At 61.8% G+C, this 15763-nt stretch carries 14 protein-coding genes, 1 pseudogene and 1 riboswitch; of the genes and pseudogenes, 10 read left to right on the forward strand and 5 right to left on the reverse strand.

Features of this window, described 5'->3' with window-relative positions:
- Nucleotides 1–4 precede the first annotated feature (4 nt).
- Genes atpD through MHI61_RS25220 form a run of 3 tightly spaced genes read left to right on the forward strand, consistent with a single transcriptional unit; the run spans nt 5 to nt 2078 of the window.
- Complete coding sequence (atpD, locus tag MHI61_RS25210; protein WP_097605967.1) at nt 5–1432, forward strand: F0F1 ATP synthase subunit beta; 1428 nt, start codon at nt 5–7, stop codon at nt 1430–1432.
- The gene (locus MHI61_RS25215; protein ID WP_239791018.1) at nt 1432–1671 is read left to right on the forward strand and encodes a hypothetical protein; all 240 of its coding nucleotides are present in this window, start codon (nt 1432–1434) and stop codon (nt 1669–1671) included. Before atpD ends, MHI61_RS25215 begins: the two co-directional genes overlap by 1 nt.
- Entirely contained in the window at nt 1671–2078 is a 408-nt protein-coding gene (locus tag MHI61_RS25220; protein ID WP_010053653.1) for a F0F1 ATP synthase subunit epsilon, read from the forward strand. Before MHI61_RS25215 ends, MHI61_RS25220 begins: the two co-directional genes overlap by 1 nt.
- Nucleotides 2079–2315: 237 nt before the next feature.
- Here the strand turns inward: MHI61_RS25220 and MHI61_RS25225 are convergent, their stop codons facing one another.
- The 5 genes and pseudogenes from MHI61_RS25225 to MHI61_RS25245 form a co-directional block, all read right to left on the reverse strand.
- Entirely contained in the window at nt 2316–3053 is a 738-nt protein-coding gene (locus MHI61_RS25225; RefSeq protein WP_239791019.1) for a sugar transferase, read from the reverse strand.
- Nucleotides 3054–3220: 167 nt separating this feature from the next.
- Nucleotides 3221–4441 carry an acyltransferase gene (locus tag MHI61_RS25230; RefSeq protein WP_239791020.1) on the reverse strand — a complete coding sequence of 407 codons (1221 nt, stop codon included), beginning with the start codon at nt 4439–4441 and terminating at the stop codon, nt 3221–3223.
- Nucleotides 4442–4529: 88 nt separating this feature from the next.
- Nucleotides 4530–5540: an ABC transporter substrate-binding protein gene (locus MHI61_RS25235; RefSeq protein WP_239791021.1), complete on the reverse strand. Its 1011-nt coding sequence runs from the start codon at nt 5538–5540 to the stop codon at nt 4530–4532.
- 68 nt (nt 5541–5608) lie between these two features.
- A pseudogene (locus MHI61_RS25240) lies at nt 5609–6420 on the reverse strand (ABC transporter ATP-binding protein).
- Nucleotides 6417–7223, reverse strand: coding sequence for an ABC transporter permease (locus MHI61_RS25245; protein WP_097580698.1), 807 nt, complete (start codon nt 7221–7223; stop codon nt 6417–6419). The pseudogene MHI61_RS25240 and the gene MHI61_RS25245 overlap by 4 nt, the downstream one beginning before the upstream one ends.
- Before the next feature lie 208 nt (nt 7224–7431).
- Nucleotides 7432–7545, reverse strand: a riboswitch (TPP riboswitch).
- Between the two features lie 332 nt (nt 7546–7877).
- Here MHI61_RS25245 and soxR point away from each other — a divergent pair.
- The 7 genes from soxR to fdhF all read left to right on the forward strand — a co-directional run bounded on the left by soxR (nt 7878) and on the right by fdhF (nt 15762).
- Nucleotides 7878–8348: a redox-sensitive transcriptional activator SoxR gene (gene soxR, locus MHI61_RS25250; protein WP_239791022.1), complete on the forward strand. Its 471-nt coding sequence runs from the start codon at nt 7878–7880 to the stop codon at nt 8346–8348.
- Between the two features lie 120 nt (nt 8349–8468).
- On the forward strand, nt 8469–9239 hold the full coding sequence (locus MHI61_RS25255; RefSeq protein WP_239792903.1) for an SDR family oxidoreductase: 771 nt from the start codon (nt 8469–8471) through the stop codon (nt 9237–9239).
- Between the two features lie 102 nt (nt 9240–9341).
- Nucleotides 9342–9683, forward strand: coding sequence for a metalloregulator ArsR/SmtB family transcription factor (locus tag MHI61_RS25260; protein WP_064683763.1), 342 nt, complete (start codon nt 9342–9344; stop codon nt 9681–9683).
- A gap of 79 nt (nt 9684–9762) precedes the next feature.
- Complete coding sequence (locus tag MHI61_RS25265) at nt 9763–10656, forward strand: LysR family transcriptional regulator (protein ID WP_012485454.1); 894 nt, start codon at nt 9763–9765, stop codon at nt 10654–10656.
- 130 nt (nt 10657–10786) lie between these two features.
- The gene (locus MHI61_RS25270; protein WP_239791023.1) at nt 10787–11266 is read left to right on the forward strand and encodes a formate dehydrogenase subunit gamma; all 480 of its coding nucleotides are present in this window, start codon (nt 10787–10789) and stop codon (nt 11264–11266) included.
- Nucleotides 11263–12819: an NADH-quinone oxidoreductase subunit NuoF gene (locus tag MHI61_RS25275; protein ID WP_239791024.1), complete on the forward strand. Its 1557-nt coding sequence runs from the start codon at nt 11263–11265 to the stop codon at nt 12817–12819. Before MHI61_RS25270 ends, MHI61_RS25275 begins: the two co-directional genes overlap by 4 nt.
- Nucleotides 12820–12882: 63 nt before the next feature.
- Nucleotides 12883–15762, forward strand: coding sequence for a formate dehydrogenase subunit alpha (fdhF, locus tag MHI61_RS25280; RefSeq protein WP_239791025.1), 2880 nt, complete (start codon nt 12883–12885; stop codon nt 15760–15762).
- Nucleotide 15763: the final 1 nt, after the last annotated feature.

The following is a 15763-nucleotide window of genomic DNA, read 5'->3' on the forward strand; positions in this document are numbered from 1 at the left end:
GAATATGGCTGAGGCAGCTACCCGCTCTGTCGGCAAAGTCACCCAGGTTATCGGCGCCGTCGTCGACGTTGCTTTCGAAGGCGAACTGCCGGCGATTTTGAACGCGCTCGAAACCGACAACAACGGCAACCGTCTGGTTCTCGAAGTCGCCCAGCATCTGGGTGAAAACGAAGTTCGCACGATCGCCATGGACTCGAGTGAAGGTCTCGTTCGCGGCCAGCTGGTTACCGATACCGGCGCTCCGATCATGGTTCCCGTCGGCAACGAGACGCTCGGCCGTATCATGAACGTCATCGGCGAGCCGGTCGACGAAGCAGGTCCGCTGGTCACCGCTCACAAGCGCGCCATCCACCAGGATGCGCCTGCCTATGTCGACCAGTCGACGGAAGCGCAGATCCTCGTTACCGGCATCAAGGTCGTCGACCTTCTCGCCCCGTATGCACGCGGTGGCAAGATCGGCCTCTTCGGCGGTGCCGGCGTCGGCAAGACCGTTCTTATCATGGAACTGATCAACAACGTCGCCAAGGCGCATGGTGGTTACTCGGTTTTCGCAGGCGTCGGTGAACGCACCCGCGAAGGCAACGACCTTTACCATGAAATGATCGAATCGAACGTCAACAAGCATGGCGGTGGCGAAGGCTCGAAGGCTGCGCTCGTTTACGGTCAGATGAACGAGCCGCCGGGTGCGCGCGCCCGCGTCGCCCTGACCGGCCTGACGGTCGCCGAACACTTCCGCGACCAGGGCCAGGACGTTCTGTTCTTCGTCGACAACATCTTCCGCTTCACGCAGGCCGGTTCCGAAGTGTCGGCTCTGCTCGGCCGTATCCCGTCGGCGGTCGGCTATCAGCCGACGCTCGCAACCGACATGGGCCAGATGCAGGAGCGCATCACCACGACGACAACCGGCTCGATCACCTCGGTCCAGGCCATTTACGTTCCGGCCGACGACTTGACCGACCCGGCGCCGGCAACCTCGTTCGCCCACCTTGACGCAACGACGGTTCTGTCGCGTTCGATCGCTGAAAAGGGCATCTACCCGGCCGTCGATCCGCTCGACTCCACCTCGCGCATGCTCGACCCGATGGTTGTCGGCGAAGAGCATTACGAAGTGGCCCGTAAGGTTCAGTCGACGCTGCAGCGCTACAAGGCCCTGCAGGACATCATCGCCATCCTTGGCATGGACGAACTGTCCGAAGAGGACAAGATCGCCGTTGCCCGCGCCCGCAAGATCGAGCGCTTCCTTTCGCAGCCGTTCTTCGTCGCCGAAGTCTTCACCGGTTCGCCGGGCAAGCTCGTTGCCCTCGAAGACACGATCAAGGGCTTCAAGGGTCTCGTCAACGGCGAATACGACCACCTGCCGGAAGCTGCCTTCTACATGGTCGGATCGATGGACGAAGCTGTCGAGAAGGCCAAGAAGCTCGCTGCTGCCTGATGAGCGATGCTCAGGACGAGATATTCTGCTGCGACTCCCTGAAAGGGGTCGTGGCGGAACTTTCGGAACCGGCAGCACCGACCGTCTACCGTGCCGATAACGGCGTGATCATGATGGTCGTGGGGTTGGTTCAGACCGAGGAAGGCCTCGGATATCTCGACCAGGCGATAATGCACTGCCCGTTCTGCGGGACCAAATTGCAAGATGCAAAAGCCATAGCCGAGAAGGTAAGTCACTGATGGCTGACAATTTCAACTTTGAGCTCGTTTCGCCGGAGCGTCTGCTCTTGTCGGAGATGGTGACCGAGGTCGTCATTCCCGCGACCGAGGGCGAGATGACCGTCATGGCGCACCACGCGCCGACGATGACGACCATCAAGCCGGGTGTGGTGAGCGTGCGTTCGGCGTCCGGCAAGAAGCAGGACTACGTGGTGTTCGGCGGTTTTGCCGATATCCTGCCGACAGGCTGCACTTTGCTTGCCGAATCCGCCGTTCCGGTCGAGGAACTCCATAAGGACGAGCTGACCCGTCGTATCGAGGCTGCCCGCAAGGAGCTCGAACATGCCGAGTTGCACGAGCACAAGTCGAAGCTCGAGCATTTCATCATGGAACTGACGCATCTGCGCGGCATCGTCCAGCAGGACTGACCGGGTACCGACAGCTTCATTGAAAGGCGGCCTCAAAGGCCGCTTTTTTTGTGTCTATCTTCTCCTTGGATAGGGACAACAGTGTTGTCGTGAGGCTTCAAACGAACGCGGCCGCTGTTTCGGTTGAGAAAACAGACGGCTTCAATCAGCTCAGGGAAAACTCCAAAAGCGCGCCACAATCTTTCGAAGCGGCATGTGCTGCTGACGGATTATGCAGCGCAGCTTTGCCGCAGCGTCTCAGAAGCCGGTGCCGCCGCGCAGCTCGATGATCAGTGTCTTGAACAGGATCTTCAGGTCGAGCAGCAGGCTGAAATTCCTGACATAATAGATATCACAGGCGATGCGGGCCCGGGCTTCCAGCGGCCTTGTCGTCGGGCCGCGCCAGCCGCGTGTTTGCGCGAGGCCGGTAATGCCGGGGCGCATGATGTGTCGATGGTGGTAGTTCGGCACCACTTCCTCGTAGAGCCTGCCGGCTGCGCGCATGTTGATGGCATGGCAGCGTGGGCCGACCAGCGACATCTCACCCTTGAGGACGTTCAGGAGCTGCGGCAGTTCGTCGATATTGGTCCTGCGGAGCATTGCGCCGATGCCGGTCATCCTGGCGTCGCCCTTAACGGTCTGCTGGACGCCGCTGGGATCGCAAACTTCCGTCCGCATCGAGCGGAATTTGAAGACGTTGATCTTCCGGCCGTTCAGCCCCCAGCGGATCTGGCGGAAGAACACCGGACCGCCATCGTCGAGCTTGATGAAAAGAGCGATCGCCAGAAAAAGCGGCGCCAGCACGAGGAGGGCGTTGGCCGAGATAACGATGTCGATCAGCCGTTTCACGACCAGTCGCAGCGCCGCCTTTCCTTCGCCATTGGAAAAGCTCTCCGGCTGGCGAATGTTCGAGTTCGCTATGACCAGGGTCCTGATTTTGATCTGACGCTGAGACGGATCGAAGCGTGAATTCGTCTTCGAAGTAAAAGCATTCATTATGCAAGGCCCGTAAGTTTAGATGCAATACTGAACTGAAGGGAGACAAATACATGCTCACGTAAGGTTTGTCATCGGGATAAATAGGAAATTGCTAACCCTAAAGACACCAAAAATGGGAGTATTCCCTGTTAACCTTAATGCCTGTAGTTGAAGTGGAAACGAAATTATACTTTAAAAGGAGTAGCCCGATTGGGTGGGCGCGATGTCATACGGTTTCCCAAGTCGATCGCCGGTCGTTCCAGCAGGTGATAGCTGAGAGTTGCCACCAGAAGGATGAGCGCCACCGTCAGCCCGCAGGATTGCAGCCAGCCGGTGACGACATTGTCCGAGGAGGCGCCGAACGAACCGGGGTCGAGTCTCTGGATCAATGTCAGGATGATCTCCTGCCAGATATAAATGCCGAACGAGATCTTGGCGACGTAGCGGACGGGAGCGTTGTCGAGCAGCCTGCCCAGGCGATGCGAATGGCAGAGCGATACGAGTGCGGTTGCAATCGCCAGCGGAAAGACCGGAAATCCGTAGGGTATGTCGAGCCAGCCGTAGGCCTCGGCCGAACCGCCGGGCGATATGGCGAGGCGGTAGCCGGCAATGCCAAAAGCGAGAAGCGCTGCGGCATCGAACCAGAAGGAACGCCTTGCAGGCAGCATGACGTCGATGCCGGCGGCAAGCGCGCCGAGCGCGAAGACCGCAAAGAAGCCGATCGGATTGTAGTTGGGCATCCATTCCTTCGCCCCGCCCTGCAGGCCATAGGCCCAGCCGCGCCCGATGTCGTCGAGCGCAAAGAGCCTCAGGATTGCCAGATGGGCAATGAGGACGACGGCAATGACGCAGAGCCAAGCGCAACGGGCCAGCAACCGGCGCTGCCGCAGCCGCGGCAGGCGAAACAGCAGGAGAAAACAGGCCGGCAGGAGCACATAGCTGGTGACCTCGAAGGGGATGGACCAGAGCGGTCCGTCGGCTTCGACAGGGAAAAACGTGCGCCAATGCCATTGGCTCATGAACAGCAGTCCGGAGATGTAGCGAAGCGCAAGCTCCGGTGTCAGCGGCACGGCAAGCAGCGTCAGGCTGACGACGAAGCTGACAGTGGCGGCGACCCAGAAGCCAGGGGCAATGCGCGCCGCCCTGCGGATGGCGTAGGTCCCAAGGCTCGGCATGTCGCTGCCGGCATCGAGCGCGCGCCAGAAGGGACGGGCCAGAAGAAAGCCGCTGAGCACGAAGAAAATGGCGACGCCGAAATTGCCGAAGCGGAGGATGTGCGCCGTCGACGCCAATTCATCGGGAATTCGGCGCATATCCAGCCGGAGCGCGAGATGATGAGCAAGCACCAGCAGGCAGGCCGTCGCGCGCAGAAAGTCCGCTCCGGCCAGTCTCTCCTGTGGTCGCATGTCATTCCCCACCCTGCCCGATCCGGCTCAAGCCGTCCCGACCCAAAACTTGCCGCGGAACGCCGCCGCGGGCAAGGCCGGGGCGGGTTCAGCCGAGGAGTTCGTTGGTATAATAGGTGGAAAAGTCCGGCTTCTCCTTGAGTGCTGCGCCATTCGCATCGACCAGGATGCCGTTCTCGAGCAGGAAGGCGCCGATGGCATCGGCCTTGGCCGGGTCGATTGTGCCGATCACGCCGGCCTCGGATTTGAGGAAATGCCCGTCGATCAATGCCTTCTGGGACGCTTTTACCAGTTCCGTGTTCATCAGTGCGCCATTGCTGTTGGAAATCAGCAGGTCGCAGGCTTCGTCAGGATGGTCGACGGAATAGGCATAACCCTGGCGCGTGGCCTGGATGAAGGCGCGGGCGTGTTCCCGGCTCACCGCGAGATAGGCGTCGCTGGAAACGATGACGGTCGTCTGCTCGTCGGGGACGCCATAATCGGAATAGTGGAAGCGGCCGAGCTTGCGGTTTTCCAGCTCGGCGGCGATGCCTTCCCAGGTGTAGATCTCCAGCGTGAAATCGATCGAACCATTGTCCAGCGCCTCGTAGGCGGAGGTGCCGAGGGTGACGGTCTTGACGTCGCCCGTGCCGCCATCATTGCGGATCATCGCGGAGATCAGCGCGCTCTCCCAGGTGCCGCCAAAGCCGCCATAGGTCTTGCCGTCGAGATCTTTAGGGCTCTTGATGTCGTCGCGTCCGCCCTTGTAGATCAGGCGCGCGGTTTCGGTCTGGACGACGCCGTAGACCATCTTCACGTCACCGCCGCCGGCGCGCTGCGTCATGGCCTCGATCTCGCTGCTGATGCCAAAATCGGCGACCCCGTTCGACACCAGCGTGCCGGCGCTGGTGTCGGTAAAGGGTAGAATTTCGACGTCGAGGCCGGCGGCGGCATAGAAGCCCTTCGCCTTGGCGACGTAGATGCCGATATGGTTGGTGTTGGGCGTCCAGTCGAGCGCAATGCGAACCTTTGCCGGCGCAGACTGGGCGAGGGCGGTGCGGCCGGCGAGGCTTGTCGCGAGGGCGGCGAGGATCGTCTGTCGACGGGTGAGAAGTAGCATGGGGACCTCCTCAGGTCTCTAGAGCATGATGCCGAAAAGCGTGACCGGTCTTCGGACGACATCATGCTCTAACTCTTTAAATTGGAACAGGATTCGGATTTAGGCCGACCGGCCTAAAATCATCCTGTTCTAGCGGATGAAGCAGGGTTTGCAGGATTTCGGTCTCGATCGCCTGGGCCGCCGGCGAGCCGAGATCGGCGATGCTTCTGGGGCGGGGCAGGGGAACGCGGAATTGTCGGATGATACGCGCCGGGCGGGCCGATAGCACGTAGATCCGATCGGAGAGGAACACCGCCTCGCGAACATCGTGGGTGATCAACAAGGCCGTCCAGCGATGTTGCGTCCACATGCCCTGCAGCCATTCCTGGATCTGCGTGCGTGTCAGCGCGTCCAGCGCGCCGAAAGGCTCGTCGAGCAGCAGCATGTCCTGGCTCTGGACAACGGTGCGCAACAGCGCGGCGCGCTGGCGCATGCCGCCGGAGAGTTCGGCGGGAAAATGGTGTTCGAAGCCGGCAAGGCCGAAATGCTCGAACAGCGGCGCCACAGTGGCGCGGGCGGCGCGGCGGCTCATGCCGCCCACCTCCAGGCCGAGGGCGGCATTGTCGATGATCCGGCGCCAGGGCATCAGCGCATCGCGTTGCGGCATGAAGGCAAAGGAATGCGGCGCCTGTTCCAGCGGGGCGCCCTTGAAGAGCAAGGCGCCTGAGTCGGGTCGAAGCGCCTGAGTCAGCAATCGGAGCACCGTCGATTTTCCGGAGCCGGAGGGGCCGACGATTGAAACGAACTCGCCGCTTGCGACGGCGAGCGAAATATCGCCGAGCACCTGCATGCCGTCGAAGGATTTCGAAATCTTGCGCAGTTCGACCAGTTCATCGGTCATCGGCGGCGCTCCCCGGACGGTTGCCAGGGCATGACGAGGCGCTCGATCATCAGCGTCACTCCGAAGAGGCAGAGTGTCAGCACGGCGCTGACGACGACGGCGGCGAGGACGAGATCCGGCCGAAAATTGTTCTTGGCGTTGAGGATATAGATGCCGAGGCCGCGCGCGGCTCCCGCATATTCGGCAAAGATCGCGCCGACGACGGCATAGGTGATCGAGATCCTGAGGCCGGCGAAGAAATAGGGCAGCGAGGAGGGAAGCCGTGCCAGGCGGAAAATGCGCCAGCGGCTTGCCTTCATCGAGTTCAAGAGTTCAGCGATGTCGCGGTCGGTTGCCTCATAACCCTGCAGCAAAGCGACGAGCAGCGGGAAGAAGGTGACGAGCGCTACCAGCAATATCTTCGGCAACAGGCCGAAACCGAACCAGAGGACGACGAGGGGCGCGATCGCCACCAGCGGCAGGGTCTGGCTGGCAATGAAGATCGGCAGCAATGCCCGGCGCATGAAGGGCATGAAATCCATCAGGATCGACGAGACGAAAGCGAAGGCGAGCGACAGGGCGAAGCCGCCGAGTGTGGCGCCGAGCGTCGGCCAAGTGTTTGATATCAACGCTTCGCGGTTCAGCCAGCCCTGGGTCAGGATGCGCGAAGGCGCCGGCAGGATGGACGGTTTGATGCCGGAGAGATCGACATAAAGTTCCCATGCGGCCAGAAAGGCAAAACCGGCGAGCAGGGCGGGGATCGCCCGGTAGAGGGCGGCACCGAGCGCGGCAAGACGCGAATCCGATGGTGGTGGCGATGTCATCAGCGTCGATTTCAGGCTTTCGTCCGGCTGCATGCTTCTTCAGGTCGGAATCGATCCAAGGATAAAATCACGCAGCGATTCAAAGTGCCGCGGCCCCGTTTGCGCGCTTGAAAAGCCGCGCGGCGCCGCAGATGCGCAAACCTGTCGAAGACATCGGGAATGGTGCCGGCGAGACTGCCGGATATCGGAAAGGGTGACACTTGTGCGCCGGAAAACATCTGAACCTCGCTCCGCTGGCATTACCCAGATCAGCTTTGAAGGGTCCGGAGGCTTGCGCTTCTCATCTCAGCCCCGGCGACACGGAGCTCCCCTGTTATTTCAGCGAAAACTATCATCGGGGTCTTCTTACCGCAACCGCAAAATCACACATCCGTCCGTCCGGTCGGAACCGAACCACGGACGCAAAAAACACCCGGGCGGAGTTCTGCCCGGGTGTTTTCCGAGGTTCCGTACCTGCCGGGAACGGAACCCGAGCTCGTCTCACAGGCGGCTAGGTTGGCAGGACGCGGTCGTGGCGCGGGCGGCAAATGCCGGCCCATGATTGAGTCCGTTACCGACCGGGGTGATCTCACTGTCGCTCCTTCCTGCGCCTGGGCTTTACGTCCGGGGGAGCAGGCGTTATAAAACCTCAACCAATATTGAGGTCAAGAGGCGATGGATACGATCACCGTTACGCCGCTCGGCAGGCTTTTGACGGTCGGCGAAGTGGCGGAACGCAGTGGTCTTGCCGTCTCGGCGTTGCATTTCTATGAGGCCAAGGGGCTGATCTCCAGCATCCGCACGCGCGGCAATCAGCGGCGCTACGGACGTGACGTGCTTCGCCGGCTCGGTATCATCAAGGTGGCGCAACGTGTCGGCATTCCGCTCTCGGAAATCCAGACGGCGTTTGCCTCCCTGCCGCAGGGGCGCACGCCGACAGTTACCGACTGGCAGACGCTGTCAGCGCGCTGGAAGAATGAACTCGACGAGCGAATCAGACGGCTCGGCCTGCTGCGAGACCGTCTGACCGGCTGCATCGGCTGCGGCTGTCTGTCGATCGAAAGCTGTCCATTGCGCAATCCCTTCGATCGGCTCGGCGAGGAAGGGCCCGGTGCGCGGCTTCTGGAGAGCGGGAACGAAAGCTGAGCTGCCGGAGCTCTCTCCTGCGGCGGAAAGATCGATGCGTGCCTTTCTTTCGGCCGGCGCGCTCATATGTTAAGGGCGAATGACGCAACCGGCGGCATCGTCCGCGAGGAGGACGGCTTCGTGTTCCATCCGAGACTATTCGAAAATCGCAATGTCGTCGTCACCGGCGCCGGGCGGGGCATCGGCCTCGAGGTGGCCCGGCAGTTCCTGGACTGCGGCGCGAAGGTGATCGTCCATACCGGGCGCAAACCGGGACGGGATCTGCCGGATTTCCTGCTGACGGCTGAATCGGAAAGACGGGCGCTGTTGCTGAACGCCGATTTCACCGCCGTCGGCGGCGCTGCCCAATTTGCAGAGGACGCTCTCACTTTCTTCGACAAGGTGCATGTGCTCGTCAATAATGCCGGCACCATGCTCGGCCGTTTCCCGGCTGCGACGCTGACCGACGCAGATTATGAAGCGATCGTGCGGCTAAACCAGACGTCGGTGGTGGCGCTGACCCGGGCGCTATTGCCGGCATTGAAAGCGGCCGAAGGCGCGGCCATCGTCAACACGGTTTCGATTTCAGCGCTGACCGGCGGCAGTCCCGGTTCTTCGGTCTATTCGGCCTCGAAAGCCTTCGTTTCCACCTATTCCAAGGCGCTTGCCCGTGAGCTGGCGCCGGATGGCATCCGGGTCAATTGCGTCTCGCCGGGAACGATCGAGACGGATTTCCATGAGCGCTATTCCTCCCGCGAAAAGCTGGAGCAGACGAGAAAATCCATTCCCCTGCAGCGGCTCGGCACGGCCGAGGATTGCGCTCCCGCCTATCTGTTCCTGGCGGCTTCTTCGCTCTCCGGATACATTACGGGCCAGGTCCTCGAGATCAACGGCGGTCAGCTTATCTGCTGATTTACTTGGACCTTTTTTGGCATTTCATCACATTTGACGAATTCGCTTGTGCGAATATGCTATTGTGCTGATCTACCTTTTGCTTCCCTTCCGAGATGCCGAATGCCGTTGCCTAAACCGGAGCCGGGGATGACCGGCCAGGAACTGCACAAACTCGCTGCAAAAGCCCATGAAGCGAGCGATCTGCTGAAGGCGCTGGCGCATCAGAGCCGACTTCTAATCCTCTGCATCCTCGCGAATGAGGAGCGGACAGTGGGTGAAATCGAGAATATTCTCGGCATACAACAGGCAATGGTCTCGCAGCAACTCGCGCGTCTGAGGCTCGAAGGGCTGGTCAATACGCGCCGTCAGGGCAGGCTGGTCTATTACAGCATCGGCAATCTTAGCGTTCTTGCCTTCCTCGAATCGCTGTTCGATCTTTTTCCGGCTGCCGAAAGCGGTTAAAGCATGTCGGGTCGCGCGCCGGCTGCCGCGCAAAAGATGGGCTGGATCCGGATGATAGCATGCCGGGTCGGGAGACCGGATGATCGACAAGCTGGAATTCTTCATCGCCCTTGCCAATGAAAAGCATTTCGGCCGCGCTGCGGAGGAATGCGGGATTTCGCAGCCGACGCTCTCGGCCGCCATCCGCCAGCTGGAGGATCAGCTCGGCGTCATGCTGGTGCAGCGCGGGTCGCGGTTTCAGGGGCTGACGCCGGAGGGGCAGCGCGTGCTCGAATGGGCGCGGCGCATCGTCGGCGATGCCCGCACCATGCGCGAGGAAATGCGCGCGGCGCGGCGCGGTCTTTCCGGCCACATTCGACTCGCCGCCATTCCGACGGCGCTCGCCATGCTGTCGCGCATCACCACGCCCTTTCAGGAACGACATCCGGGCGTGACCTTCTCGATCGTCTCGCGCAATTCGCTGCAGGTGCTGAGCATGCTCGAAAATCTCGAGATCGACGCCGGTATCACCTATCTTGAAAATGAGCCGCTCGGCCGTGTCACCAGTGTTCCCCTCTATGCCGAGCGCTATCATTTGATCACGGCTGCGGGCAGCCCACTGTCTGATCGCGACAGCGTGACCTGGAAGGAGGTCGGCGATCTTCGGCTTTGTCTATTGACTGCCGACATGCAGAACCGACGCATCATCAACCGGCACCTGACGGAAGCCGGCGCGACGGTGCATCCAACCCTCGAATCCAACTCGATGATCGTGCTGTTCTCGCATGTCCGAACCGGGCGCTGGGCAAGCATCATGCCGCGCAACGTTGCAAAATCATTTGGATTCCCAATAGAAATCCGCATGATTCCGATCGTTGAACCGGAGGCCCACCATCTGGTCGGCCTCGTCGCGCCCTATCGCGAGCCCTTCACGCCGCTCGTGTCGGCCTTGCTGCATGAAGCGCGCGTGCTCGTGCGGGATGAAGAGCTCTGATAGGAAAAACCTATCAATCCACAAGATAGCTTTATTGATCGTCGCCGGCTTCCTTGAGATGCTGTGTGTGGGATGGCCTCAGCTGGGGGGCGCCATTCCGCAACGAGCCAGCGGCTGGGAGGGCTGCCTTATGACCATTCATATCGCCGAAGGCGATATCGCAGCGCGCACGCGTTCCATTGTCGCCGACCTTTGCTTCCTTGAAGGGCCGCTGCTTCCCATTCTGCATCAAGTTCAGCAGGAATTCGGTTATGTGCCGCAGCAGGCCCTGCCCGTGATCGCGGAGGAACTGAACCTTTCGCGCGCCGAGGTGCATGGCGTGATGAGCTTTTATCACGATTATCGCGACCACCCTGCCGGGCGGCATGTGCTGAAGCTCTGTCGCGCCGAGGCCTGTCAGTCGATGGGCGGCGACGCGCTGGCTGAGCGCATCAAGGCGCTGCTCGGCATCGATTTTCACCAGACGACGCTCGACGGCAGCGTGACGCTGGAGGCGGTCTACTGCCTCGGGCTCTGCGCCTGCGGCCCATCGGCGATGCTCGACGGCGAGGTGTATGGCCGTGTCGACGATCAGATGGCGACGGAACTCGTAGCGGAGGCGCGTCGATGACAGTCAAGATATATGTTCCGCGCGATGCCGCTGCGCTGGCGCTCGGGGCCGAAAAGGTGGCAAAGGCGATTGCCCAGGAGATCGTCGCCCGCGGCCTCGATGCCGAGATTGTGCGCAACGGCTCGCGCGGAATGTTCTGGCTGGAGCCGCTGGTCGAGGTCGAGCTTGCCGGCAAGCGCATCGGCTACGGACCGGTGAAGGCAAAGGATGTGTCCGGTCTTTTCGACGCCGGCATCGTCAATGGCGGCGATCACCCACTCTGTCTCGGGGAGGTTGAAGACCTCCCGTTCCTGAAGCAACAGACCCGCCTGACCTTCGCCCGCTGCGGCGTCATCGATCCGCTCTCGCTTTCGGATTACGAGGCGCATGGCGGCCTTGCCGGCCTCCGCCGCGCTGTTTCGATGGCGCCCGCCGAAATCGTCAAGGAGGTCACCGATTCCGGCCTGCGTGGACGCGGCGGCGCGGGTTTCCCCACAGGCATCAAGTGGAAGACCGTTCTCGATGCGGCCGGCGACCGCAAATATATCGTCTGCAATGCCGATGAGGGCGACAGCGGCACCTTTGCCGACCGGATGATCATGGAGGGCGATCCCTTCGTGCTGATCGAAGGCATGGCGATATCAGGACTTGCGACCGGCGCCACGAAGGGCTTCGTCTACACGCGGTCGGAATACCCGCATGCGATCGCTGCGATGAGCGAGGCCGTCGGCATCGCGCGGCAGGCCGGGATCCTCGGCCCGTCGGTGCTCGGCTCGGGCCGCGCCTTCGATATCGAGGTGCGCACCGGCGCCGGCGCCTATGTCTGCGGCGAGGAGACGGCCCTTTTGAACAGCCTCGAAGGCAAGCGCGGCGTCGTGCGCGCCAAGCCGCCGCTGCCGGCGCATAAGGGACTATTCGACTGTCCGACGGTCATCAACAACGTGATCTCGCTCGCCTCCGTGCCCGTGATCATGGAGAAGGGCGCCGCCTTCTATCGCGATTTCGGCATGGGCCGTTCGCGCGGCACCATCCCGCTGCAGATCGCCGGCAATATCAGATATGGCGGTCTTTACGAAACAGCCTTCGGTCTTTCGCTCGGCGATATCGTCGACAGGATCGGCGGCGGTACGGCGACGGGACGGCCGGTCAAGGCCGTGCAGGTCGGCGGGCCGCTCGGGGCCTATTTCCCGCGGGCCTTGTTCGACACGCCGTTCGATTACGAATCGTTCGCCGCGCGGGACGGGCTGATCGGCCATGCCGGCATCGTCGTCTTCGACGACACCGCCGATATGCTGAAGCAGGCGCGTTTCGCCATGGAATTCTGCGCCATCGAAAGCTGCGGCAAGTGCACGCCCTGCCGCATCGGCTCGACGCGCGGCGTCGAGACGGCCGACAAGATCGCCCATGGCATCGAGCCGGAGAAGAACCGGGCGCTGCTGGCCGATCTCTGCAATACGATGAAATTCGGCTCGCTCTGCGCGCTCGGCGGTTTCACGCCCTATCCCGTCATGAGCGCGATGACGCATTTCCCGGAGGATTTTTCGCCGGCGCCGATCGCGGAGGCGGCTGAGTGATGACTTTCCACTCGTTAACTTCCTCCCAATTGCTCATTTCCACGTCCATACAGGAGGCCGACCATGTCTCTCATCCATGAAATCGACTACGGCACTCCCGCTTCGAAATCGGAAACCATGGTGACGCTGACCATCGACGGACAGCAGATCAGCGTGCCGGAGGGCACGTCGATCATGCGCGCCTCGATGGAGGCCGGCATCACCGTGCCGAAGCTCTGCGCCAGCGACATGATGGATGCCTTCGGCTCCTGCCGGCTCTGTCTTGTGGAGATCGAGGGCCGGGCCGGCTTGCCGGCCTCCTGCACGACGCCGGTGGCGGCCAATATGGTGGTGCACACGCAGACGGATCGGCTGAAGGATGTCCGCCGCGGCGTGATGGAACTCTATATTTCCGACCACCCGCTCGACTGTCTGACCTGTGCTGCCAACGGCGATTGCGAATTGCAGGACATGGCAGGCGCCGTCGGCCTGCGTGACGTGCGCTACGGCTATGACGGCGACAACCACGTCAGGGCGCGCAACAATGGCGAGATCAATCTGAAATGGACGCCGAAGGACGAGTCCAATCCCTATTTCACCTTTGACCCCTCCAAGTGCATCGTCTGTTCGCGCTGCGTGCGCGCCTGCGAGGAGGTGCAGGGCACCTTCGCGCTGACGATCGAGGGGCGCGGTTTCGGCTCCAAGGTGTCACCGGGTGCGCATGAAGCCTTCATCGATTCCGAATGTGTCTCCTGCGGCGCCTGCGTCCAGGCCTGCCCGACGGCGACGCTGACCGAGAAGTCGGTTATTGCGATCGGCCAGCCCGAGCATTCGGCCATCACCACCTGCGCCTATTGTGGCGTCGGCTGTTCCTTCAAGGCGGAAATGCGCGGCGAGGAGCTGGTGCGCATGGTTCCCTGGAAGGACGGCCAGGCCAATCGCGGCCATTCCTGTGTCAAGGGTCGCTTCGCTTACGGCTATTCCAACCATAAGGATCGCATCCTCAACCCGATGATTCGCGAAAAGGTCAGCGATCCCTGGCGCGAGGTGAGCTGGGACGAGGCCTTCGCGCATGTGGCGTCGGAGTTCCGCCGCATCCAGTACCAGTATGGCCGCGAGGCGATCGGCGGCATCACCTCGTCGCGCTGCACCAATGAGGAAACCTATCTTGTGCAGAAGCTGGTCCGCGCCGGTTTCGGCAACAACAATGTCGATACCTGCGCCCGCGTCTGCCATTCGCCGACCGGCTACGGCCTCGGCCAGACATTCGGCACCTCGGCCGGCACGCAGAATTTCGACAGCGTCGAACAGTCCGATGTCGTCGTCATCATCGGCGCCAACCCGACCGACGGCCATCCGGTGTTCGCTTCGCGGCTGAAGAAGCGGCTGCGCCAGGGGGCCAAGCTCATCGTCATCGATCCGCGCCGCACCGATATCGTGCGGTCGCCGCATATCGAGGCTTCCTACCACCTGCCGCTGAAGCCCGGCACCAATGTGGCCGTCATGACGGCGCTGGCACATGTGATCGTCACCGAAGGCCTCTATGACGAGACCTTCATCCGCGAGCGTTGCGACTGGTCGGAATTCGAGGACTGGGCGGCCTTCGTCGCCGAACCGGCGCACAGCCCCGAAGAGACCGAGATATTCACTGGCGTTCCGGCGGCGGATCTGCGCGGCGCGGCAAGGCTCTATGCCAAGGGCGGCAACGGCGCGATCTATTACGGTCTCGGCGTCACCGAACACAGCCAGGGTTCGACCACGGTCATCGCGATCGCCAATCTGGCGATGGCGACCGGCAATATCGGCCGGCCCGGCGTCGGCGTGAATCCGCTGCGCGGCCAGAACAACGTGCAAGGCTCCTGCGACATGGGCTCCTTCCCGCACGAGCTGCCGGGCTACCGGCACATTTCCGACGATGCGACGCGCGACATCTTCGAGAAGCTCTGGGGTGTGAAGCTCGACAACGAGCCGGGCCTGCGCATTCCCAACATGCTGGATGCGGCGGTCGACGGTTCCTTCAAGGGCCTCTATGTCCAGGGTGAGGATATTCTCCAGTCCGATCCCGATACCAAGCATGTCGCGGCCGGGCTGGCGGCGATGGAATGCGTCGTCGTTCAGGACCTGTTCCTGAACGAGACCGCCAATTACGCCCATGTCTTTCTGCCAGGCTCGACCTTCCTTGAGAAGGACGGAACCTTCACCAATGCCGAGCGGCGCATCAATCGCGTGCGCAAGGTGATGTCGCCGCGCAACGGTTATGGCGACTGGGAGGTGACGCAGAAGCTTGCCCAGACGATGGGACTCGACTGGAACTACAGCCATCCGTCGGAAATCATGGACGAGATCGCGGCGACGACGCCGAGTTTCGCGTTGGTCTCCTACGACTATCTCGACAAGCTGGGTTCGGTGCAGTGGCCCTGCAACGAAAAGAACCCGCTCGGCTCGCCGATCATGCATGTCAACGGCTTCGTGCGTGGCAAGGGCAAGTTCATCCGCACCGAATATGTGGCGACTGACGAACGCACCGGTCCGCGCTTCCCGCTGCTGCTTACCACCGGCCGCATCCTCAGCCAGTACAATGTCGGGGCGCAGACGCGGCGGACCGAGAATGTCGTGTGGCATGCGGAAGACCGGCTGGAAATCCATCCGCACGATGCCGAACAGCGCGGCGTTCGCGACGGCGACTGGGTGAAGCTCATGAGCCGCTCCGGCGACACGACGCTCCGGGCGCTGATCACCGATCGCATGGCGCCCGGCGTCGTCTATACGACCTTCCATCATCCCAATACGCAGGCGAACGTCATCACCACCGACTTTTCCGACTGGGCAACGAACTGCCCGGAATATAAGGTAACGGCAGTGCAGGTCTCGCCTTCCAACGGGCCGAGCGACTGGCAGATGGAATATGACGAGCAGGCACGGCAATCGCGCCGCATCGCCGGCAAGCTCGAGGCCGCGGAGTGAC

This window comes from Rhizobium sp. K102, assembly GCF_022385315.1.
Lineage (GTDB): Bacteria > Pseudomonadota > Alphaproteobacteria > Rhizobiales > Rhizobiaceae > Rhizobium > Rhizobium croatiense.